Origin of the sequence: Streptomyces caeruleatus (assembly GCF_001514235.1) — a bacterium.
GTDB lineage: Bacteria > Actinomycetota > Actinomycetes > Streptomycetales > Streptomycetaceae > Streptomyces > Streptomyces caeruleatus.
Genome location: NZ_KQ948926.1, coordinates 484,935 through 505,228, shown reverse-complemented (window position 1 = coordinate 505,228; position 20,294 = coordinate 484,935). Strand labels below are relative to the sequence as shown.

Here is a 20,294-nt window from a genome sequence, read left to right as displayed (position 1 = left end):
ACCGGCTTGCGAAAGCTCACCTACTTCATCGCCTGTTCGATCGACGGTTTCATCGGCGGCCCGGACGGTGACGCCACGACGATGTACCCGTTCGTCGACGAGGAGTTCCTGGAGTTCCTCAAGGCGGAGTACCCGGAGACCAATCCGGTCATCGTCCGCCGGGCCATCGGCACCGACGACTTCCCGAACCGCAGGTTCGACACGGTCATCCAGGGCCGCGGGAGCTACGACCTGGCACTGAAGGACGGCATGACCAGCCCGTACGCCCATATGCGGGAGTACGTCGCCTCGCGCACCCTGACCGAGTCGCCCCACCCGAACGTCGAGATCGTCGGCGACGACCTGGTCGCCAAGGTCCGCGAACTCAAGGCCGAGGACAGCGAGTTCGGGATCTACCTGTGCGGCGGCTCGCAGCTCGCCGGCGCGCTGCTCGACGAGATCGACGAACTCGTCATCAAGACCTACCCCGTCGTGTACGGCACGGGCATGCCGATGTTCGGCTCGGACTTCGCCGTCACCGAGTTCACCCTCGGCGAGGTCCGCTCGTTCGGCAACGGCGCCGTGGTTCGTACGTACAGCAGGAAGCGCTGAGCCCTCTCCCGCCCTACTCTGAGGGCATGGGCAGCAGCGCAGAGCACCACTGTCCCGACTGCGGACAGCCCGTCGACACGGTCGTCCGGCGCCACAAGACGCTGGGCGCCTGGGTCCCCACATGGGTGGCCGGCCCGTGCCGGAACCCCGAGTGCGGCGCGTACGCCGAGAGCGGCGCCGAGCACGAAGAGCACCACGCGCACCACCACCAGCAGCCCGAGCAGCCCGAGCAGCCCGAGCGGCCCGAGCGGCCCGAGCAGCCCGAGGAACCTTCCGCGAAGAATTCCTGAACCCCTGTCGAGAATCCCGGACCGGCTCCGACGTCCCCTGTGAGAGCCGCCGAAACGGTGGCCCGAGCCGACGGAAAGCGAAGGAGCGGACTGATGAAGTACCTGGTCATGGTGCAGGGCACGCAGGAGGACTACGAGGCGATGCAGGGCAAGGGGTCCGAGAACTCCGTGGCCTGGAGCCAGGAGGACGTCCAGGCGATGTACGCCTTCATGGGCGACCTCAACAACGACCTCGCCGAGAGCGGCGAGATGGTCGACGGACACGGGCTGGCCGAGCCCGCGAAGACCCGGCACGTCACCCTGGGCGACGACGGCAAGGCGGCGATCACCGACGGGCCGTACAGCGAGACCAAGGAGCTGCTGGCCGGGTACTGGGTGCTGGACTGCGCGAGCCTGGAACGGGCCACGGAGATCGCCGAGCGCGTCCTGCAGTGCCCCCAGCCCGCCGGGGCACCCACGTACCCCGTGGTGATCCGGCCCATCGACGACGGCTCCGGGGACGTCTGAGCCGTCCGAGGCGTACGAGCCGTACAAGCCCCGGGAGCGCCCGACCCGACATGAGCGTCACGCCCGAGACCGAGGACCTGCTGCGCCGTCACGCGCCGCAGGTCCTCGGCGCGCTGGTGCGACGGTACGGCCACTTCGACACCGCCGAGGACGCCGTGCAGGAGGCACTGCTCGCCGCCGCCGAACAGTGGCCGCGCACCGGCGTCCCCGACAATCCGCGCGGCTGGCTGATCAAGGTCGGCGCGCGCCGGCTGACCGACGCCCTGCGCGCGGAGGAGGCTCGCCGGGCCCGCGAGGAGAAGGTCGCGGCGCTGTCGCCCCGCGACGCCTTCACCGCACCGCCGCCCGGCGCGGACCGCGCTCCCCGCGAGGACGACACCCTCACCCTGCTGTTCCTGTGCTGCCACCCCGACCTGACCCCGCCCGCCCAGATCGCCCTCACCCTGCGCGCCGTCGGCGGTCTGACCACGGCGGAGATCGCCCGCGCCTACCTGGTCCCCGAGACGACCATGGCCCAGCGCATCAGCCGGGCCAAGCAGAAGGTCCGCGGCGTCCGCTTCGCGCGCCCCGACAGCGGGGAGGAGCAGCTGCCCGCGGTCCTCCAGACCCTGTACCTGATCTTCAACGAGGGCTATACGGCCACCTCGGGTACCGCCCTGCAGCGGCGGGAACTCGCCGGCGAGGCGATCCGGCTGGCCCGCGAGGTCCACCGTCTCCTCCCCGGCCACGGCGAGGCGGCCGGGCTGCTCGCCCTGATGCTGCTCACCGACGCCCGCCGCGACGCGCGCACCGGCCCGCACGGCGAACTCGTCCCGCTCGACGAACAGGACCGCGACCGCTGGGACAAGGCCGCGATCGACGAGGGCGTCGCCCTGGTCACCGGCGCCCTCTCCCAAGGGCGCGCCGGCCCGTACCAGCTGCGCGCCGCCATCGCCGCCGTCCACGACGAGGCACCCTCCGCCCAGGCCACCGACTGGGAGGAGATCCTCGGCCTCTACGACATCCTCGTACGCCTCGTCCCCGGGCCCGTCGAGCGTCTCAACCGCGCCGTCGCCGTGGCCATGGTCCAGGGGCCGCGCGCGGGGCTGGACGAACTGGCGGAACTGGAGGGCGAGTTGGGTGCGGGGCACCGGCTGGACGCGGTCCGCGGTCATCTGCTGGAGCGGGCGGGCGCGCACGACGAGGCACGTGCCGCCTACGAGGCCGCTGCCGCCAGGACCCTGAGCCTGCCGGAGCAGCGCTATTTGCACGCGCGGGCGGCCCGGCTGAAGCCGTAGCGTGGACACATGCCCGAACAGACGTTCATCCTCCACATCACCGAGCGCTCCCTGTGGGACGCGGCCCGCGAGCGCGGCGCGTACGAGATGTCGACGCGCGGCCGCACCCTCCAGGAGGAGGGCTTCATCCACTGCTCGACCCGCGCGCAACTCCCGGCCGTGGCCGACTTCCTGTACGGCTCCTACGACGGCCCCGACGAACTCGTGGTCCTGGTCGTGGACCCCGCGCGGCTCGACGCGCCGCTGAAGTACGAGGCGCCGGAGCCGGGGGGAGAGGCGTTCCCCCATGTGTACGGGCCCGTTCCGGTGGACGCGGTGGTGGACGTGGAGGCGTGGGGGTGACGGCACGCCGGTTATGGCGGTGGGCCGTGGCCGTGTGGGTGGTTCTCGTGGCCGTCGCGGGCGGGCTGACGCTGTGGCTGCGGGACGCGGCGGAGCCGCGGGGTCCCTACGTCTGGGAGCGGGCCGGCCCCACCACTGCAGTGCCGTCGCCCCCGGAGGGGTGGGAATCGGCGTGCACGACGCCCACGCCGAACGAGGACGGCCCGGTGGACAGGCTCTGCGTCTTCAGCTCGCGCTAGCGCCAGGCAGACCGCCCGTCTCCGGATCCCGCCCCGTCAGGCAGTAGACGCCGCCCGCCGGATCCCGCATCACCGTCCAGTGGGCACCCTGGGCGACGAAGGCCGCGCCCAGCTCCTCGTGCCGGGCGCGGGTCGCCGCGATGTCCGCGCAGGCGAGGTCCAGGTGGGCGGAGTTGGCCCGTTGTTCACCCAGCCGTTCCTTGCCACCCCGCTTCTCGCCGAGCCGCTGGAGCAGGATGCGGACCGGCAGCCCGGCCGGCGGCCTGAGCACATGGAACTCCGGGCGGGAGCCGGGCGCCGACGTCCAGTCGGCCAACAGGTCGCTCCAGAAGCCGACTTCGGCCTCGTACAGCGAGAGCGGTACGTCGACGCAGACCTGGTCGAGCCGACTGCCGTGCACCACGGGCGGCCGTAGCGACTCCCCGTGCCAGGGCACGGCACAGAAGAACTGCCCGGCGGGCGAGCGCAGTACGGCCCACCCCTCGTGCTCGGCGGCGATCCCCGCGCCCCGCTGAAGCGCCGACCCCACGAACCCCGCAACGTCGTCCACCGCGAAGTCGAGATGCGCGCCACCGGAACCCGAGTCGACCCCCTGGACCTTCACACAGGCGTCGGCGCCGGAGCCGGGCAGCAGCGTCACGAACTCCCCCTGATCGCCCCGGAACCCGGACAGCCGCGTGTCCGTCACCGCGGTCCAGAACGCGTGGGCCCGGGCGAAGGACGCGACGGGGCGGTCGACGAAGGCGTACGTCCAGCGGATGCTCATGGGGGCGATCGTAGATCCGGCGCGGTCACCACCGCGGCTTCGCAGGACCCTTACCAACAGCGCGCCGACTCCTGGGACACGCTTTGCCAGCGGTTCGCCGCGAATTGGCCCGAGCTTGTTTGCATTGGGGAATGGACCACATCACGTTCCTGGTGGCGGTCGTCATTGTGACGGCCCTCGCTTTCGACTTCACCAACGGATTCCACGACACGGCGAACGCGATGGCCACCTCCATCGCCACGGGGGCGCTCAAACCGAGGACGGCCGTGCTCATCAGCGGCGTCCTGAACGTCGTCGGTGCCTTCCTCTCCACCGAGGTCGCCAAGACGATCTCCGGCGGCATCGTGGACGACACACTCGTCAGTCCGGGCATGATCTTCGCCGGGCTCGTCGGGGCCATTCTGTGGAATTTGCTCACCTGGCTGGTCGGGCTGCCGTCCAGTTCGTCGCACGCGCTGTTCGGCGGGCTGATCGGCGCCGTCTGGGTGGGCGCGGGGTCGCACGGCGTGCACTTTGACAAGGTTGTCGAGAAGGTGCTGATCCCGGCGGTGGCCTCGCCGATCGTCGCGGGGGTCGCGGCGCTGCTGGCCACGTTCCTGGCCTACAAGCTCACCGCTCGCGCCCGCAGCCAGTCCGTCACCAAGGGCTTCCGGGTCGGGCAGATCGCCTCGGCCTCGCTCGTCTCCCTGGCGCACGGCACCAACGACGCGCAGAAGACGATGGGCGTCATCACGCTGACCCTGATCTCGGCGGGCGCCCTGGGCCACGACGCGGGCCCGCCCCTGTGGGTGATCGCCTCGGCCGGTCTGGCGATCGGCCTGGGCACCTACCTCGGTGGCTGGCGGATCATCCGCACCATGGGCAAGGGCCTCACGGAGATCCAGTCCCCGCAGGGCTTCGCCGCCGAGACGGCCTCCACGACGGTCATCCTCACCTCGGCCCACCTGGGCTTCGCCCTGTCCACCACGCAGGTCGCCTCGGGCAGCATCCTCGGCGCGGGCCTCGGCCGGCGTCTGGCGGAGGTCCGCTGGGGCGTCGCCGGGCGCATGGTCGTGGCCTGGATGGTCACCCTGCCCGCCGCCGCCCTCGTCGGCGGCGTCTCGGCGAGCGCGGTCAAGCACGGCGGCAACCTCGGTACGGCCGTGGTCGCCCTGGTCGGCGCGGCCGTGGCCGCCGGCATCGTGCTCGTCTCCCGGCGCAACCCGGTGTCCGCGCACAACGTGAACGACGCCCACGAGGTCACGATCAGCGGCACCGAGCCGACCAAGGTCGGTACGGCCGCCTGAGACAGCCATGGCCGCCTGAGAGACGGCCGCCGTACGAGATATGGCCGTACGAGACAAGGCCGTACGAGACAAGGCCGTACGAGACAAGGCCGTACGAGACAAGGGGAGTTCCCATCATGAAGCTCGACTGGACCGCACTCGGTCAGGTCGCCGCGGTGAGCCTGGCCGTGACCGTGGCCGTGGTCGCCGTCTTCGCCCTCGGCGTGCTGGGCCTGGCCCGCCACGAAGGGGCGCGCGAGGAGGCCGGCGGCACCTCCGCCCTCGGCCTCACACAGGCCGGGCTGTGCTTCGTCGCCTGCGCGGCGGTGGTGGCGTACGGGATCTATCTGATCGTGCCGCAGTTCCACTGACGGATGCCGACATTCAGGGCGGGGCCCGGCCGGGGGAACGGCCGGGCCCCGCTCGCTGCTGATCCCTGCTCAGAGCCGTTCGTAAGCCGTCACGCGTCGCCCACGGACCTGTACGTCCGCCACCACGGTGAAGTGCTCCTTCAGCACCGCGGTCTTCGTCCTGTCCCGCTCGGCGGAGACGGGCCGCGCCACCGCGGGCACGTCGGTGACCAGCAGTATGCGCCGCTGCGCCAGCATCGCGTCCCGTATCCGGGCCGGACCCGCCTCCTCGCCCTTCAACGTCCCCGACTCGACCGGGCCCACCGCCAGCGCTATGTCCCGCAGCCCGGCGAACTCGTCGGGGCAGACCAGCGCGGTGTCGCGCCGGGCCGCCGGCACGAAGACCACCGCGTCCCCGTCCTGCTTCAGCCGCCGTACGTCGGCCGCCACCGCCAGGACGTCGTCCACCCGGCTCGCCGGGGACCGCTTGGCCAGCGACTGCGGCAACAGGGCGACGACCGCCACGGTGACCGCGAACGGGACGAGCCAGGGCGCCGCTCTCGGAAACCGCGGCCTGCTCGCCCGTACGGCCGTCCCCAGCGCCGTGCCGATCAGCAGGGCCAGCCCGAGCATGCTGAACAGCACATAGCGGTCCAGGAAGAGCGGTCTGACCAGGGAGAGCCCGAGGAGGCCGAGTTGCGGCACGGCCAGCAGCGGCAGCCCGACCGCCGCCACCGACAGCCGTCCCGCACACGGCCGGTCCAGCAGGGCCGCGAGAGCCCCGATCGTCAGCAGGACCGCGGGACCGATCAGCATGTGCCAGGTCAGCGGCGGGATCCAGGACACCTGGGCGGACTGGTGCCGGCTGAACAGGATCAACGGCAGTACGGCCGCCAGGGCGAGCGTCGCGGCCGGTAACCAGCACCTCCAGATGCGGCGGGGTGCCCGTACCCAGAGCAGGGTGGCCAGATGGGCCGGCAGGATCAGCAGCGACAGCCAGTTCAGCAGCCCGCACACCGCGACCGTGCCGGCGTACGCGACCCAGTGCGCCGCGCGCCCACGTCCCTCCAGGGCGGTCACCAGCAACAGGGTCGCGATCCCGGCGCCGGCCGCGACCAGCGCGTACGGGCGGCCCTCCTGGAGGTAGAACTGCACGGCCGGAAGCAGCCCGAACGCCAGCCCTCCCGCCAGGCCCGCCCAGACCCCGGCCAGCCGTTGCCCGATGACCGTCACACAGGCCGCCGCCACCGCCATGGCCAGCACGGACGGCAGGCGCAGGGGCGCGGTACCGGCGCCGAAACAGGCGAACACGCCGTGCATCAGCAGGTAGTAGAGCCCGTGCACGGCGTCGACCTGCCCCAGCATGTGCCAGATGTCGGCGACCGGCCGCCGCGCCACCTGCCAGGTCGCCGCCTCGTCCCGCCACACACTGTGCTGCCGGGACAGCCCCCACAGGCCGAGCGCGAGCGTCCACAGCAACGGGATCGGCCAGAGAGGCAGGCGGCGGCGCAGGGGGTTCTCCCGGGGTCGGCGTTCCATCCGGCGGGGGCCGGCCAGGCCGCCGGGTGACCGGTCCCCTGTCGGGGCCCCACTCGCCCGCTCGTCGCAGAGCACGAAAAACCCCGCCTCGGCCACGGGCCGAGACGGGGTCGGAGCGCTGCTCACTCCCCCTGTGAATTCAGCAAGAATTTACGGGACATGGAGGATGCGGGGCCAGTGTCCGGTGCGTGAACACAATCACCGCCAAGACAGGGAACCGTGGGGGAGCCGGGTGGCCAATTTGCCCCGCACGACCCGTAATCGAAGGGTCCGTGCGGGTGCTCAGTCCCGCGGTTTGCGCCAGATGATGCTGTAGCGCCACAGGATGTGACGGCGGTACCGGGAGCCGGGCAGGATCTCGGCGGCCAGTGCGCGCATCTCCGGGTAGGTCACCGGCGGCGGCCACACGACGGGGGAGGGGTGCTGCCATTCCCCTTTCACGGCCCGGTGGGCAGCGCCTACGGCGATGGCGGAGAGCACGTACGGCAGATCACGGGGCAGCGTGTCACGGGCGAGGCCGACGACGGCCAGGACGCCGCCGGGGCGCAGCAGGTCGCGCATGCGGGCCAGCCCGGTCGCGGCGTCCATGTGGTGCAGCGTGGCCACCGACGCGACGACGTCGAACGAGGCGGGCTCGAAGGGGTGGTTGAGGAAGTCGCCGAGGACGTAGTCGACCTCGTCCGGGTACCGGCGCCCTTGGTCGATGCTGGGCGCGTCGAGGTCGATGGCGGTGACGTGCGGGACGGTCCGCCGCAGCGCGCGGGCGAGCATGCCCTCACCGCAGCCGACGTCCAGGGCGCGCTGGGCTCCGCCCGGGACCGCGCGGAGGATGCGGGGGTGGTAGTGGATGTTGTGGTTCCATCGCCTGCCGTTCTTCTCCGTCATGCGGTCATCCTGCCGCGCGGGCGCGCAGCGCCGTGACGGCCCAGTCGATGAGGGTGCCGTCACGCATGACCCCACCTTCGTGTCTCCCCCCGCGGGAGACTTGAGTCCGCTGGTCGGGGCCCTCGAACCAGACCGCACCCGGACCGTCACGACCGCCGTTCTCGGCGGCCTGCGGGCCGGGTGCGGGAGGTGGAGCGGCGATCGAAGAGATCGCGGGTCCAAGGGGGCTTGACCGGGGTCAGGCCTTCTTGGTCTCCCAGAAGATCTTGTCGATCTGGGCGATGTAGTCCAGAGCCTTCTGACCGGTGGCCGGGTCGGTCGAGCCCTTGGCGGCCGAGAGGGCCTTCAGGGCGTCGTTGACCAGCTGGTGCAGCTCCGGGTACTTCTCGAAGTGCGGGGGCTTGAAGTAGTCGCTCCAGAGCACCGAGACGTGGTGCTTGGCGAGCTCGGCGCGCTGCTCCTTGATGACGGTGGCGCGCGCCTGGAAGTGCGGGTCGTCGTTGCCGGCCATCTTTTCCTGGACGGCCTTCACCGACTCCGCCTCGATGCGGGCCTGGGCCGGGTCGTACACACCGCAGGGCAGGTCGCAGTGTGCGCTGACCTTGACCTTGGGGGCAAACAGGCGGGAAAGCATGGAGCATTCCTTCCTCGTGATCGTCTTCTCAGGTTGGACATTACTCCCTGCGAGACGGGTTTTCGCGAGTGCCCCCATGGGCTTAGGACAAAAGTCCAGGGTCAGACTGAGACTGGTGGAGGACAGTACCGGGGAGGTGCCGGGGATGCCGGAGTTGTCGCAGGACGCCGAGCGCGGGCGGGCCGCTCAGCCCTTCGGGTGGGCCGAGGTGACGGGACCGTCGATGGTGCCCACGCTTTATCACGGCGACCTGCTCGTGGTGTGGCACCGGGGTCGGATCAGGCCGGGGGCCGTGGTGGTGCTGCGGCATCCCTTCCAGCAGGACCTGCTCGTCGTCAAGCGGGCGGCGGAGCGGCGCGAGGGCGGCTGGTGGGTGCTCGGCGACAACGCGTACGCCGGCGGGGACAGCACCGACTACGGCGTCGTGCCCGACGAGCTGATCCTGGGCCGGGTCCGGCTGCGCTACCGGCCGCGCAAGCCGGGTCAGCGCTCGCCGTTCGCGGTGGCGCGCTGGGCGCTGTCGGCCGTGCGGCCCGTCTTCGCCGACCGGTCGGCCTCCAGGCGCTTGCGGGCGCGGTAGGCGGCCACGTTGGCGCGGGTCGCGCAGCGGTCCGAGCAGTAGCGCCGTGAGCGGTTGGTGGACGTGTCGAGGTAGGCGTTGCGGCACGGGGACGCCTCGCACAGGCCCAGGCGGTCCACGCCGTACTCGGTGAGGTGGAAGGCCAGGCCCATCGCCGCGATGGCCGCGTAGCCGGCGGTCGCGTTGGACGGGTGGTCCGCGAGGTGCATGTGCCACAGGGGGCGGCCGTCGTCGTCCCGGAAGTCATGGCCGGAGATCTGCGGGCTCACCGGGAACTCCAGAAGGAGCGCGTTCAGCAGGTTCACCGCCAGCGCCTCGTCGCCCTGGTCGGCCGCCTCGAAGACCGCCCTGAGCCGCGCGCGCACCGAGCGGAAGCGGGTGACGTCCCCGTCGGTGGCGCGGCGGGCCGCCTCCTGGCTGCCGCCGAACAGATCGCGGACGGCCTCGACCGAGGTCAGCGAGTCCTTGCCCCGGGCCGGGTCCTCGCTGTTGACGAGGCGTACGGCGTAATCCGAGTAATAGGCCAGTTCCACTTGTAGTCCTTACGGAGGCGTTCTATCGTCGTGTTGCGGTCGGTAACAGCTGATCGTGCTTCCAGGGTATTACGTGATGTTGCGCGACGGAGGGGTTTCGATGACGGACACGGACATCACCACCACGGCCGGAACCGACTGGGCGGCCTGGCAGCAGAGCTGGGACCGCCAGCAGGAGTGGTACATGCCCGACCGCGAGGAACGCTTCCGGATCATGCTCGACATGGTCGAGGCCCTGGTCGGCCCCGCCCCGCGCGTGCTCGATCTCGCGTGCGGCACGGGAAGTATCACGGCCCGGCTCTTCGCCCGGTTCCCGGGGGCCACCAGCACCGGCGTCGACCTCGACCCCGCCCTCCTCGCCATCGCCGAGGGCACCTTCGCGGACGACGACCGGGTCTCCTTCGTCACCGCCGACCTCAAGGACCCCGACTGGCGGGCGAAGCTGCCGTACGACTCCTACGACGCGGTCCTGACCAGGAGCGCTCGTTAACCACACTGTATCGCGTGCCCCCTCTGGAAGCCTGGCTGACGTGGTAGCTGGTCGCATCAACAAAGAATCAAGCCCCGCCCGGCAAGTGCCGGACGGGGCTTGGTAGTTGGTTGGCCCTTGCGGGCCTGCACGGGGCTCAGTGGGTGCCAAGCTTTCCGGTCTTGATGCCCGCCACGAACGACGCGAAAGCGTTGGCGGGTACGTCCACGACCGGACCGTTCAGGTTCTTGGAGTCACGGACGGGGACCGTGCCGCGCGAGGCGGCAAGGTTGGCGGCAACCTCGACGCAATTGCCGCCGTTGCTGCTGTACGAGGACTTGAACCAGCGGGGGGACTCGGTCGTCACGGGATGCCCTTTCGCAACTTCTCGATCATGGCCACAGACGTTGCCTGCGACAACGCCTCGGCCTGCAACTGATGGTATGCCGTCATCATGGGGAACACGGCGGTGCCTTCGCGCTCCAGGCGCCCCCGCGCCTGGGACTCGGCATACGCGACAACGGATCGGTCAGCCAGAGTCAGGAGGTTGACCGGCAGGTTGAACGGTCGCCGTGCTCCTATGTCGAAGGGTGCCACTTGAAGCACCCAGTTGGGGAGGGAAGCAACTTCGATCAGGCGTCGGAGTTGGCCTTCCCTGACCTCGGCACTACCGACTTCATGGCGGAGACAGCTTTCATCCATCACCACAAGCACCATGGGTGGTCGAGGTCGTACTAGGGCTGCTTGCCTCTCGGCAAGGAAGGAGACACGCTCCTCAGCTTGTTCGGGAGTGATAGCCCCTCGCTGTACGTCACCGTCCGCGACGGTCCGCGCGTACTCCGGCGTCTGCAACAGGCCAGGGATCAGACCGATCTCAAACAACCGGATCTCTACTGCCCTGCCCTCGTACCCGACGTACTCCGGGAAACCTTCCAACAGGCTGCCGTGTTTGATCTCGCGATACTCGCGCTCGAACGAGTCTGCCGTGCCCTCGATACCGAAGGCTCCGTCCGCGCTACGCGAGAAACGGAGGGTTGGAGGCTTCCGACCGTTTTCAACGGCTGAAATATGCACACTGGAATATTCCGTCTGCTCGGCAAGATCCTCCTGAGTCCAGCCGCGTGCTTCTCGCAGGCTGCGTAAACGCGCCCCGTAGGCCGCCTGGGGTGAGGCGTCCGGGTTCAACTCGTTGCGGTTCAAGGGCTGTTCACGATCCTTCCGTTCCATTCCAACAAGTTGAACGGTTCCCCGGACCGGGCCACGCTGAACCTGCTTGGTAGTGGAGGCGCTACGGAGAGGAACAGTCGTGTCTGATCAGTGGTCGGCTCCGCCCCTGGCTGACGATGTGGCGGAGCGGGAAGGGCTCAGGCGGGAGTTTTGGCGGCTCGCCCCGGCATGGGTGCCTCGTAGTGGTTATGCGGCGCCAACTGCCCTTCAACTGCGTGATGTTGAGGCTGCATTGAGGCGGTGTCTGTGAGCTCGGGCGCGGAGTCTCCGGCGGCGGCGCCGACTGATCCGCAAGGGAAGTCTGAGGCGTCGCAGGGACAGCCGACTCAGGAAGGGCTGGCCGCCGAGGTGGAGAGGCTCGGGGCGCGGATTGAGGCGCACTTGGCAGAGCTGAGGCGGAAGTGACTGGTGAGGACGGCTCGCGAGGCTGGTGGGTGAAGTACGGCGGGGCAGTGGACCAGGGTTCCGGCGTCGTCTCTTTCCCGCCCGGATCGCTTCCGCCGTGCCGCTTCCCGGACTGCGAGCGATGCAAAGAGAGAGGGGGAGTGATGACGTGCGGTGAGTGCCTGGATGTGTCCGAAGGGATGCGTGCGACGGCTCTGGACTTCCCGGGCGGGTTGCCCGATGAGGCGCCGTTGCCGGACTCGGCCACATGTGAACTCGGCCAGCACGAGCACGGGGAGCACACCGCGCGTTTGCGGGAGTTGTTCGACGGGGCCGTGTGGGTCACGTGGGAGGGCGGCGACATCAAGGTTCGGCCCATCACCTACTGCCAGTCATTCCGCTCGTCGGATGGAGGGGTCCCGTTGTCTGACGCGCTGTGTTGGCTGCCTGACGCTCATCGTGGCCGCCACACCTGGGAGTGGTGCGCGTGACCACTGACCTGAAGACCCCTCGCCCTGGCTTGGTGGACCCCCAAAGCTGCCCGCTGTGTGCAGGGCTCCGCGAGGTGCTGGGGGCGGCCGTTCTGCTGGGTGATCCGCAGGCAGCGGGCAACGTCGTGCGTGCCGCACACGCACACATGATCCATGGCCACCCGGACGACCGGCGGACGCAACGCGCGGCCTCCGCGCAGACCTCAGGAAAGGCGGCTGAGCGATGACCAAGTGGCCTCCGCAACTCGACTACCGGACGACCGGTACCCATCGCCGGTTACGAACCTGGCGCTTCAGCGCCGACGGCCCTTTCTGGGGCGGGGTGCTGCTTCTGGTGATCTGGGGGTCCGCAGTCACCGTCATCGTGTCGGCCATCGTGAGTGGCACCAGGTCCCCGTAGGCCCCCGCTCTGGCCGGATGATCCCCTTCCCCCCATCTCCGGTCGGAGCGGGTTCCACTTCCTCTGTCGGTGGTCCTGGTGGGCGATCCCCAACCAGGGTCTCTCGTTGACCGATGGAGGGCCCGTGAACCGCAGTCGAATCGCGAACATCCAACGGCCGCGTCGGCTGCCATCCGGTCCGAACCCGGACACGGGCACCATCCCCTTGTAGCTCAGTCAGGAAGAGCCTCCTTGCTCCTTGAGGCGACTTAACGTCGCTGGCGCGCGAGACCACCGCAGCGCCCGGGAGAGACCCCGGTTCGAGTCCGGGCAAGGGGACTGCGGCGCCCTGGACGAGCGTTCGCCGGCGCATGGCGGGCGGCCGAATCAGTACCCCTCGACGAGGGAAAGGTGCAGGTCACGTGCGTGGTGACCTCACGCGCGCACGGACATCAGCTACGACGAAACTCGCATTCGCGCGTGAGGTTGCCACGCTGGGCGGGGTCCAGGGGCGCGCTATAGCGTCCCTGGTACCACCGGCCTGATGGATGTTTGTCCTGGCCTTGTGCAGGACGGTGGGCGGGGCTGGCATCCCTTGGAGAACCCAGCGTGTGAGCGAGCGGAGCTGGCGCCCGTGCCGTAGAGCGTGGGCCGTGTCGGTCGTGTTGCTCGCCTTCCCGGTGACTGACGGGACAGACGGCTAGTCACACTCGCGACGATCACGCAGGGGTTTCTCTGCTTGGTCCGGGTCGGACTGGGGGTGTCGGGCGGTTGGCCGTCCGGACGGGACCGGCCGAAGGCCGCATGCCCGGCCGAGGCGGCCAAGGCCGCCCGGCGCGCCGAAGGCGCGCCCTTGAACAAGTAAAGAGAAGTCACTCCGATCGGGATCGGCGCCGGGTGCTGCGCTGGGCGGCTGCCTTCGTCGGCGTCACGGGAAAGGTGAGCTGACAGGTAGCGGCGGGGGCCTTCAGCTCCTCACACAACAGCGGGCGCTCCTGGTCCGCATCGGCGGTCACGCGATAGGTGATCAGCAGGGGGCTTGCGTCGCCGAGCCCGAGGGCTGTGCGCTCGTCCGGGTAGGGGGTGCGGGCGGTGACATGCTCGGTGAACGCAAGGGTGAGTCCGGCTTCGGCCAGCTGCCGGTACAAGTCGGCGACCTCGGCGTCGGGCTGCTCTGCGAGCGTGGGAACGTCGGCTGCGGTGGCAAGCGGGATCAGCACACGGTGTGCCATGCGGGCGCCGGTCGCCAGGTCGTACAGCGTGCGGTCGACGCTGATCGCGTCCTGGTCCTGCTGCTCCAACAGCACTGCGGGCGGCCCGTCCAGCGTCGTCCTGCTGACAGTGGGCGCTTCCGTCTCCGTCATCCCTGGCAGGCTCCAACTCCCCTTTGCTGTACGGCGGATGGAGCGATCCAGGCGGGTGACCGGAAGATCCCCCCTACCGGCAAGGACGATGCTGCCCTTGCCCTGCTGCGACTCGACCAGCCCCATACGACGCAACTCGGCCACGGCGCTGCGCGCGGTGTGCTTGCCGACTCCGTACATCTCGACCATCTGGCTCTCGGACGGCAGGAGGTCTCCGGGCTGGTAGCGGCCCTTGCGGATGTCCTCGGCCATGCGCTGAGCCACCTGCATGTACATGGACGGGGCGCGTTCGATGTGCTCTCGCACTGCCATGGCTCATGCCCTCCTTGGGTGGCGTCGGTGTGCCGCGCTGCTGTCGGTGCTGTCGGTGCTGTCGGTGCTGTGGACGGGTGCGGCCACTCATGAGGATATGTGGTCGCCCTCTGACCTGCCGCCCCACTCATCCGGATAAGTGGTTGACTCAAAAGTGATGTCCGGGTGACGATGGCCGCCCAACTCATCCGGATGAGTGGCTGGCCCGGGTGTGGGTTGGTCTGTGTCCGCTGTGCCTGTCCCTCGCGAAAGGGGGCCTTGCTGTGTATCCGCTGTCGAACGAGGCGCGGCGCTCAGTCCTCGGCGAGGCTGAGCGCCTGCGCCGTCTGTCACCCACCGAGCGTGATCTCATCCGGCTCGTCCACGAACCTGGTTTCCCGCGCTGGCTGGAACAGATCAAGTCCATTGGCGGGTGCGCGCACCCGATCTACCTCGCCGGACACACCACCACCCATGACGCGGTCACGGGTGAGGTACTGCGGCACTACGACACCAGGGACGAACCTGGAGGTCGTATGCCGGTGCGCTGCCGCAACCGCAGGGAGACGCGCTGTGAGCCGTGCTCGTATCTGCATGCGGGCGATACGTTCCACCTGGTCCGCTCCGGCCTCCTGGGCGGCAAGGGCGTCACAGACGACGTGCAGCGTCACCCCCGGCTCTTCGTCACCCTCACCGCCCCCTCGTTCGGCGCCGTGCACCGCGTCAGCGGCCCTGATACGGCCGTGTGTCGCCCTCGACGAGACGGCGGCATGTGCGAACACGGGCGGCCCCTGGGCTGTGGCCACCAGCACGCTGACGCCGATTCCGCGGTGGGCCAGCCGCTCTGCCCGGACTGCTACGACTACGCCGGACACGTCCTGTGGCACGCTTCGGCCGGCACCTTGTGGAACCGCTATTGCCACATGCTCAGGCGGCATCTGGCGACCGCCGCAGGGATCACGCAAACCCGTCTGCGTGAACACCTGACGGTGTCCTTCGCGAAGGTCGCCGAATACCAGAAGCGCGGGGCCGTGCACTTCCATGCGGTGATCCGGCTCGACGGGCCTGACGGCCCTTCCTCGCCTCCGCCACCGTGGGCCACGACCGAACTCCTTGAAGGCGCCGTGCGGTCGGCTGCCGACCTGGTAGAGGTGAACACGCCCTACTCCCCGGCAACCGGCGAGCGGGCCGTCAAGTGGGGGAAACAGCTCGACGTCCACCCGATCCGCAGCGACGCATTCACCGAATCATCGGCAGTGACGGACAACGCCGTTGCGGCCTACGTCGCGAAATACGTCTCCAAGAGCGTCGGCGACGCTGGCGGCATCGACTACCGCATACGAGACTTCGACAGCATCCGCCTCGCCCCGGTCAACGCCCACCTACGCGCCCTGATGGCTGCCTGCTGGCGCCTGGGCGGCCTGGTGGAACTGGAGGAACTCAGGCTCCGGGCCTGGGCACACACGCTCGGCTACCGGGGCCACGTCCTCACCAAATCCCGCCAGTACTCCACCACATACGGAGCACTCCGCGCCGTCCGCGCGGAACACCAGAGTGGCGGCGGCCCCCTCGTCCTGGAAGACAGTGACACCGTCACCGAATCCGCCTGGCGCTACATCGGCTCCGGACACTCCCCGGCCGAATCCGACGTCGCAGTCGGCATAGCCGAAGATCTCGCCGCCCTCCGTGAAATCAGAAGAGACATGATCGCCGAGGGGTGGAAGTATGCCGCGTAAGGGCCACGCAGGGTGCTTCCATTTGGATCGTCCAATAAACGGCCGGACTGATATTCTGCGCGAATGGCGGGTAACGACAGATTCCCGGAACGCGGCACAGGCGGCAGCTCGGCGACTGGGTGGCGACGTGCAGAGAGCCGAAGATTCCCATAATGGTCAATGGGAAGTGCTGACGCAGTCCCCTGCTGTTGAGATTCTGGTTAGCGATGCTGTCGACGGGGGGCATTACCTTCTTTCTATCCGAAGAAATCGATATCGGGTCGTTCTTCTTTAGTTCTGCCATGTGGAATCCTGAAGAGATATCCCAGTTGTCGATTACCGGGGAACCCTATTCCGTGCGATGTGAACTAAAGCTAAAGCCTGTCGAATTCGAAACGCGAACGGGCCTAACGGTTCTCTATATTTTGCCTTCAATCGAATTGCTGACCTCGGGTGTTTAAGGTCTTTTGGGTGCAAGTGAGCCCCGGCGAGTTGGTGTCCTCGCTGGGGATCACTCGTGATCTTATGGGTTGTGAGGTATTAGGCGGCTTGGCTCCAAAGGTCGACTCCCGTAATCCGGACTCGTTCCTTGACCGCTGCGGGGAACAGGGTCACGCGTACGTTGAATCCGCTCAGAAGCTCACGACGGGCCGCGTCGTCGAGGGCTGCTGCCCACTCATCCTTCACGGTCTTTCCGGTGGGTACCATTCGCATTCCGGCGGGGCGCTCCGGGAGCTTCTTGAGCTCGACAATTTCCCGTCCCATGCGGGCGTACTCTTCCCGGTACCATTCCGCATCGTCCTCGGAATCGTAGAGGCCTGCTGAACGGTCGTCCCGGAGACGCTTTCGATCTGCCTCTAGTTCGGCAATTCGTGCGGCATAGCCGGTGCCGGGGTCGTATTGGCGCTTCATGACCTGACCGTTTCCGTACCTCTCCAGGAACCAGGCGGTCAGAATTTTGTCGAGCTTCGGAATGGACATGGTCGGTGCGGGTGAGCAGTCCTTTGAAGCGACAACGCCGAGAACGCGCCCATCGCAACCGTAAGCGTTGTGCTGGGTCGTTCGGGACAGAATGTGTAGGGGTTGTCCACAGTTTCCGCAATAGCTACGGCCGGAGGCGAGATAAGTTGTCCTCGGGGCTCGGCGCTGCGCTTCGGTTACTTCGCGCTTAGGGGCCGTCTTTTTGATCAGGGCGTCCCGAGTCGCTCGGTCCCACAATGGATCAGCTAGGCGCCTGGGGTGGCCGTCTGGCCCGATTACCGGGCGGCCTTTGTGCATCAAGTACCCCAAGGACCCCTCGCTGACGAGAAGCCTTTTTAGGGTCTTTGCATTCCATCGGAATCCCTTGGGCTTTCGGCCCTTCTGAATGGCGCGGTAATCCTCCGGGGTCGGTACGCCTTCCCGGCTGAGGCGTGCCGCCTCAGTGTGCACCGTGATCTCTCCTGTTTCGTCGACAAGGATGCGTTCGGCGGCAGTTCGGAGAATGTCAGCCGGAACAGTGTCGACCTCTACGTGATCGACCTTCCCGTCGGGGGTGAGTCGCACGTAGCGGTAGCCGTATTGGTTCTTCTGCTTCGGTGTTCCGTTGGCGCGCGCTCGCTCTGTTTCCTCTCGATTGCGCTTCTGAGCCGCCCTCAACTCCAGTTGTGCGCCGAAGGATTCCATGGAAAGGCGCATCTCGTCGGTGGGGTCGTCCAGATCCCACGGCCCGTCATGCCCGTGCGTGATCAGCAGGCGGCCGGACTCGTGGATCGTGTAGGCGGTGTTCAACACGTCCCGCTGGTTGCGGCCGATCCGGTCGACGGCGGCGCCCACGATCCCTGAGTACGGGCCTGCCTCGCCCCGGAGCCACGGGCCGAGCCCCGGGCGCGTGAGGGGGTCTGTAGCGCCCGAGACTTCCCAGTCATCGGCCCACGTGATGATGTGACCGCCGACGGACTCAGCCGCGCTCAGAACCTGGTTCAGCTGCTTCTCGGGGCTGTTGCTCGCGTCCTTCATCCGCGAGAGCCGCCGTACGCCTACCAGGCACTTCCCGCATCCGTCATAGTCGGTGGTGATCACCTGATCCATGATGACCGCTCTCCGTTCCGCACGCATGTGCGTTTAGGGAGCGCTCCTCACCGCCACGGCCCTGCACTGGCTGCACCGTGAACCCCTCGCGGCCCTCTACGGTCAGATCGCGGAGCTGGTCCGCGACGGCGGTGTGTTCCTGAACGCGGACCACATGATCGACGACTCGACGCCCCGGATCAACGCGGCCGAGCGCGCCCTGCGCCACGCCCGCATGGATCAGGCCAAGGCGGACGGCGCCCTCGACTGGTCCGAGTGGTGGCGGCTGGCGGCGCAGGACCCGGTCCTCGCCGAACCCACGGCCCGGCGCTTCGCGATCTACGGCGAGCACGCCGACGGCGACATGCCGTCCGCCGAGTGGCACGCGCGCGTGCTCCGCGAGAAGGGGTTCGGGGAGGCGCGGCCGGTGTGGTGCTCGCCTTCGGACACGCTGTTGCTGGCGCTGAAGTAGGGCCCGTAAGCGAGGCCTGTTTCCAAGGCTCGTAGGGGTGGTGCTCGCCTTCCATGTGATGCCCGCGAAGGCCGACGCCCGCGCGGATCGAGTGCATCAAAGGTGAGGCGGCCGGCGGTGCCGTCTTCAGCATCTCTTGCAATGAACCGCACCCTGAACGTCCAGTCCACGGACAGTGGCGCCCAGCTGGAAGCCCACCTGCGTCTCCAAGTCAGCTGCTGCCTTGGTGAACCATGCGAAAGAGGCGGTACGGGGATCCCCTACCGCCTCTTTGTGAAAGCCGGACGCTGTCCTAGTGGAAAACCGCGGCGCAGACGCTGATGGACTTGCTGAACGCGTCGTCCTGGCGGCCCAGGACCACCCGGGCGGACAGGTCGTTCCGCAGGCAGATCTGCTTGTGACCCGGGTGGGGGGTGGCGTCCCAGTTGTCCGGCTTGAAGGTGACGGGAGTGCCGGTGTTGTTCTGGACGTAGGCGTGGTCCTTCCTGTTCCACGCAGACGACGCCTTGGCCACCTTGAAACGGCCGCACTCCCTGGTCGGCGTGACGCCGATGGCGAACGGGGCGTTGACGGTGATGGCCGTGGAGGTCTTGCACCCGCGGTCGTAGATGTACTGCGACATCTTGATGCTGTCCACGTTCCGGTACGCCGCGTGGCCGCCGTTGCACTGACCCCTGACGATCATCTTCAGTTGCGGGTTTTTCAGCTTGACCTGATCGATCCAGACGTCCTTGCGGTTGCCGTGGGGCTGCTTGAGCCACCAGCGGTACTGCATCTGTCCGGTGACGCTGAGTGAGACGCATCGGCCCAGCGGTGCGGACCAGGCGGAGAAACCGCCGCTGTACGTCCTGGTCGACCAGTGCTTGGCGGTGTCGGCCGCGTTCGCCTCCGTGTTCACACCGACGACCATCGTCAGGGCCAGCGGTACCACCGCGAGGAGCCTCTTCTTCACCTTCATGCGTTGCTCTCTTCATGAGAAGGCGGCACTCAACGGCCGCCGGGCGACAGTGATGATCGCGCCGGAAGCCACGCATCCCGCCATGCACATATGTATGGCGGGGTGAAGTGCCGGACCACGTGCACCTCTTCGTCAAGCACGATCCGAAGTCGTCCGCCTCGTATGTCGCGAACCAGTTCAAGGGCTTCACTTCCCGCGTCCTGCGGACCGAGTTCCCGCATCTGAAGTCACGGATGCCCACGCTGTGGTCGTCGTCGTACTTCGCCGCCTCGGCCGGCACGGTAAGCGCGACGATGGTGGAGAAGTACATCAACACCCAGTGGGAGCGCCCCTGGAAGAAGGGCAAAGGGGCGCAGGGCTGACACGTGCCTACAAGTTCCTGCTCAGGCCGACCGCCGGTCAGGAAGCCTTGCTGCGGGCCATGCCGGCCGATCACTGCTCGCTCTACAACGGAGCCCTGCAGGAACGCCGGGATGCCTACCGGCACAGCTCGAAGAGGAGCACCAGGTACGGGGACCAATCCGCGCAGCCCAAGGACCTGGCGAACAAGGCTGAGAGTGCCGGTCGCCGCGCGATCCCGGTGGACGCCCGCAACACCTCCCGCACCTGCCCGCGCGGTCTGGTGGAGAACGCCGACCGCGTGAGCGCGCTGAACGTCCTGCACAGGGCCGGGCTGGTCCTCTGCGCGGAGGCTTAG

20 protein-coding genes, 1 tRNA gene and 4 pseudogenes are annotated in these 20,294 nt (G+C 68.4%); 15 read left to right on the top strand and 10 right to left on the bottom strand.

Annotated elements, in window-relative coordinates:
* Positions 1-6: 6 nt before the first annotated feature.
* The 6 genes from AQJ67_RS11115 (at position 7) to AQJ67_RS11090 (ending at position 3,246) form a co-directional block, all read left to right on the top strand.
* Positions 7-591 (top strand): dihydrofolate reductase family protein, encoded by a 585-nt coding sequence (locus AQJ67_RS11115; RefSeq protein WP_062717984.1) that lies wholly within the window; start codon positions 7-9, stop codon positions 589-591.
* 26 nt (positions 592-617) lie between these two features.
* The gene (locus AQJ67_RS11110) at positions 618-881 is read left to right on the top strand and encodes a hypothetical protein (protein ID WP_062717982.1); all 264 of its coding nucleotides are present in this window, start codon (positions 618-620) and stop codon (positions 879-881) included.
* A 93-nt stretch (positions 882-974) separates the two neighbouring features.
* Complete coding sequence (locus AQJ67_RS11105) at positions 975-1,388, top strand: YciI family protein (protein WP_062717980.1); 414 nt, start codon at positions 975-977, stop codon at positions 1,386-1,388.
* Between the two features lie 50 nt (positions 1,389-1,438).
* Complete coding sequence (locus AQJ67_RS11100; RefSeq protein ID WP_062717978.1) at positions 1,439-2,665, top strand: RNA polymerase sigma factor; 1,227 nt, start codon at positions 1,439-1,441, stop codon at positions 2,663-2,665.
* A gap of 9 nt (positions 2,666-2,674) precedes the next feature.
* A complete protein-coding gene (locus tag AQJ67_RS49200; protein WP_062717976.1) occupies positions 2,675-3,007 on the top strand; it encodes a DUF952 domain-containing protein in 333 nt (110 codons plus the stop codon).
* Positions 3,008-3,033: 26 nt separating this feature from the next.
* Positions 3,034-3,246, top strand: a complete 213-nt coding sequence (locus tag AQJ67_RS11090) for a hypothetical protein (RefSeq protein WP_079055922.1) — start codon at positions 3,034-3,036, stop codon at positions 3,244-3,246.
* Here the strand turns inward: AQJ67_RS11090 and AQJ67_RS11085 are convergent.
* Complete coding sequence (locus tag AQJ67_RS11085; protein WP_062717972.1) at positions 3,233-4,012, bottom strand: VOC family protein; 780 nt, start codon at positions 4,010-4,012, stop codon at positions 3,233-3,235. The genes AQJ67_RS11090 and AQJ67_RS11085 overlap by 14 nt on opposite strands.
* Positions 4,013-4,143: 131 nt before the next feature.
* Here AQJ67_RS11085 and AQJ67_RS11080 point away from each other — a divergent pair, with 131 nt between their 5' ends.
* Complete coding sequence (locus tag AQJ67_RS11080) at positions 4,144-5,298, top strand: inorganic phosphate transporter (protein WP_062717970.1); 1,155 nt, start codon at positions 4,144-4,146, stop codon at positions 5,296-5,298.
* A gap of 116 nt (positions 5,299-5,414) precedes the next feature.
* Positions 5,415-5,648 carry a hypothetical protein gene (locus tag AQJ67_RS11075; protein WP_062717968.1) on the top strand — a complete coding sequence of 78 codons (234 nt, stop codon included), beginning with the start codon at positions 5,415-5,417 and terminating at the stop codon, positions 5,646-5,648.
* A gap of 69 nt (positions 5,649-5,717) precedes the next feature.
* Here the strand turns inward: AQJ67_RS11075 and AQJ67_RS11070 are convergent, their stop codons facing one another.
* From AQJ67_RS11070 to sodN, 3 genes are all read right to left on the bottom strand, one after another.
* Positions 5,718-7,166, bottom strand: coding sequence for a glycosyltransferase family 39 protein (locus AQJ67_RS11070; protein WP_062717966.1), 1,449 nt, complete (start codon positions 7,164-7,166; stop codon positions 5,718-5,720).
* Positions 7,167-7,448: 282 nt separating this feature from the next.
* A complete protein-coding gene (locus tag AQJ67_RS11065) occupies positions 7,449-8,051 on the bottom strand; it encodes a class I SAM-dependent methyltransferase (protein WP_062717964.1) in 603 nt (200 codons plus the stop codon).
* Positions 8,052-8,289: 238 nt separating this feature from the next.
* Complete coding sequence (gene sodN, locus AQJ67_RS11060; RefSeq protein WP_030928916.1) at positions 8,290-8,685, bottom strand: superoxide dismutase, Ni; 396 nt, start codon at positions 8,683-8,685, stop codon at positions 8,290-8,292.
* A 145-nt stretch (positions 8,686-8,830) separates the two neighbouring features.
* Between sodN and sodX the strand changes: the two genes are divergently transcribed.
* Entirely contained in the window at positions 8,831-9,265 is a 435-nt protein-coding gene (gene sodX / locus AQJ67_RS11055) for a nickel-type superoxide dismutase maturation protease (protein ID WP_062718547.1), read from the top strand.
* On the opposite strand, the gene AQJ67_RS11050 is transcribed toward sodX, so the two are convergent.
* Positions 9,169-9,798, bottom strand: coding sequence for a CGNR zinc finger domain-containing protein (locus tag AQJ67_RS11050; RefSeq protein WP_062717962.1), 630 nt, complete (start codon positions 9,796-9,798; stop codon positions 9,169-9,171). The genes sodX and AQJ67_RS11050 overlap by 97 nt on opposite strands.
* A gap of 100 nt (positions 9,799-9,898) precedes the next feature.
* Here AQJ67_RS11050 and AQJ67_RS11045 point away from each other — a divergent pair.
* Positions 9,899-10,282, top strand: a pseudogene (locus AQJ67_RS11045) (class I SAM-dependent methyltransferase); the annotation flags it as partial.
* Between the two features lie 142 nt (positions 10,283-10,424).
* Here the strand turns inward: AQJ67_RS11045 and AQJ67_RS11040 are convergent.
* Positions 10,425-10,634, bottom strand: a complete 210-nt coding sequence (locus AQJ67_RS11040; RefSeq protein WP_062717960.1) for a DUF397 domain-containing protein — start codon at positions 10,632-10,634, stop codon at positions 10,425-10,427.
* Complete coding sequence (locus AQJ67_RS11035) at positions 10,631-11,494, bottom strand: helix-turn-helix domain-containing protein (protein WP_062717957.1); 864 nt, start codon at positions 11,492-11,494, stop codon at positions 10,631-10,633. Before AQJ67_RS11035 ends, AQJ67_RS11040 begins: the two co-directional genes overlap by 4 nt.
* A gap of 1,476 nt (positions 11,495-12,970) precedes the next feature.
* Here AQJ67_RS11035 and AQJ67_RS47590 point away from each other — a divergent pair.
* Positions 12,971-13,087, top strand: a tRNA-OTHER gene (locus tag AQJ67_RS47590).
* A 533-nt stretch (positions 13,088-13,620) separates the two neighbouring features.
* Here the strand turns inward: AQJ67_RS47590 and AQJ67_RS11025 are convergent.
* A complete protein-coding gene (locus AQJ67_RS11025) occupies positions 13,621-14,424 on the bottom strand; it encodes a GntR family transcriptional regulator (RefSeq protein ID WP_062717953.1) in 804 nt (267 codons plus the stop codon).
* A gap of 263 nt (positions 14,425-14,687) precedes the next feature.
* On the opposite strand from AQJ67_RS11025, the gene AQJ67_RS11020 reads away from it, so the two are divergent.
* The gene (locus tag AQJ67_RS11020; protein WP_062717951.1) at positions 14,688-16,139 is read left to right on the top strand and encodes a replication initiator; all 1,452 of its coding nucleotides are present in this window, start codon (positions 14,688-14,690) and stop codon (positions 16,137-16,139) included.
* Positions 16,140-16,658: 519 nt separating this feature from the next.
* On the opposite strand, the gene AQJ67_RS11015 is transcribed toward AQJ67_RS11020, so the two are convergent.
* Positions 16,659-18,188 (bottom strand): recombinase family protein, encoded by a 1,530-nt coding sequence (locus AQJ67_RS11015; protein ID WP_107122862.1) that lies wholly within the window; start codon positions 18,186-18,188, stop codon positions 16,659-16,661.
* Between the two features lie 40 nt (positions 18,189-18,228).
* Here AQJ67_RS11015 and AQJ67_RS11010 point away from each other — a divergent pair.
* Positions 18,229-18,639, top strand: a pseudogene (locus tag AQJ67_RS11010) (SAM-dependent methyltransferase); the annotation flags it as partial.
* Between the two features lie 292 nt (positions 18,640-18,931).
* Here AQJ67_RS11010 and AQJ67_RS11005 read toward each other — a convergent pair.
* Positions 18,932-19,597, bottom strand: coding sequence for a hypothetical protein (locus AQJ67_RS11005; RefSeq protein WP_062717947.1), 666 nt, complete (start codon positions 19,595-19,597; stop codon positions 18,932-18,934).
* Between the two features lie 107 nt (positions 19,598-19,704).
* On the opposite strand from AQJ67_RS11005, the pseudogene tnpA reads away from it, so the two are divergent.
* A pseudogene (gene tnpA / locus AQJ67_RS11000) lies at positions 19,705-19,959 on the top strand (IS200/IS605 family transposase); the annotation flags it as partial.
* Positions 19,956-20,165: pseudogene (locus tag AQJ67_RS48560) on the top strand (helix-turn-helix domain-containing protein); the annotation flags it as partial. The pseudogenes tnpA and AQJ67_RS48560, both read left to right, overlap by 4 nt.
* Positions 20,166-20,294 lie beyond the last annotated feature (129 nt).

Bases quoted from the DNA above. Each gene is read 5' to 3' on its own strand.
- AQJ67_RS11100 (WP_062717978.1), top strand. From the start codon at position 1,439: ATGAGCGTCACGCCCGAGACCGAGGACCTGCTGCGCCGTCACGCGCCG.
- AQJ67_RS11085 (WP_062717972.1), bottom strand. From the start codon at position 4,012: ATGAGCATCCGCTGGACGTACGCCTTCGTCGACCGCCCCGTCGCGTCC.
- AQJ67_RS11035 (WP_062717957.1), bottom strand. From the start codon at position 11,494: ATGGAACGGAAGGATCGTGAACAGCCCTTGAACCGCAACGAGTTGAAC.
- AQJ67_RS49200 (WP_062717976.1), top strand. From the start codon at position 2,675: ATGCCCGAACAGACGTTCATCCTCCACATCACCGAGCGCTCCCTGTGG.
- AQJ67_RS11025 (WP_062717953.1), bottom strand. From the start codon at position 14,424: ATGGCAGTGCGAGAGCACATCGAACGCGCCCCGTCCATGTACATGCAG.
- AQJ67_RS11065 (WP_062717964.1), bottom strand. From the start codon at position 8,051: ATGACGGAGAAGAACGGCAGGCGATGGAACCACAACATCCACTACCAC.
- sodX (WP_062718547.1), top strand. From the start codon at position 8,831: ATGCCGGAGTTGTCGCAGGACGCCGAGCGCGGGCGGGCCGCTCAGCCC.
- AQJ67_RS11105 (WP_062717980.1), top strand. From the start codon at position 975: ATGAAGTACCTGGTCATGGTGCAGGGCACGCAGGAGGACTACGAGGCG.
- AQJ67_RS11110 (WP_062717982.1), top strand. From the start codon at position 618: ATGGGCAGCAGCGCAGAGCACCACTGTCCCGACTGCGGACAGCCCGTC.
- AQJ67_RS11080 (WP_062717970.1), top strand. From the start codon at position 4,144: ATGGACCACATCACGTTCCTGGTGGCGGTCGTCATTGTGACGGCCCTC.
- AQJ67_RS11015 (WP_107122862.1), bottom strand. From the start codon at position 18,188: ATGGATCAGGTGATCACCACCGACTATGACGGATGCGGGAAGTGCCTG.
- AQJ67_RS11075 (WP_062717968.1), top strand. From the start codon at position 5,415: ATGAAGCTCGACTGGACCGCACTCGGTCAGGTCGCCGCGGTGAGCCTG.
- sodN (WP_030928916.1), bottom strand. From the start codon at position 8,685: ATGCTTTCCCGCCTGTTTGCCCCCAAGGTCAAGGTCAGCGCACACTGC.
- AQJ67_RS11070 (WP_062717966.1), bottom strand. From the start codon at position 7,166: ATGGAACGCCGACCCCGGGAGAACCCCCTGCGCCGCCGCCTGCCTCTC.
- AQJ67_RS11005 (WP_062717947.1), bottom strand. From the start codon at position 19,597: ATGAAGGTGAAGAAGAGGCTCCTCGCGGTGGTACCGCTGGCCCTGACG.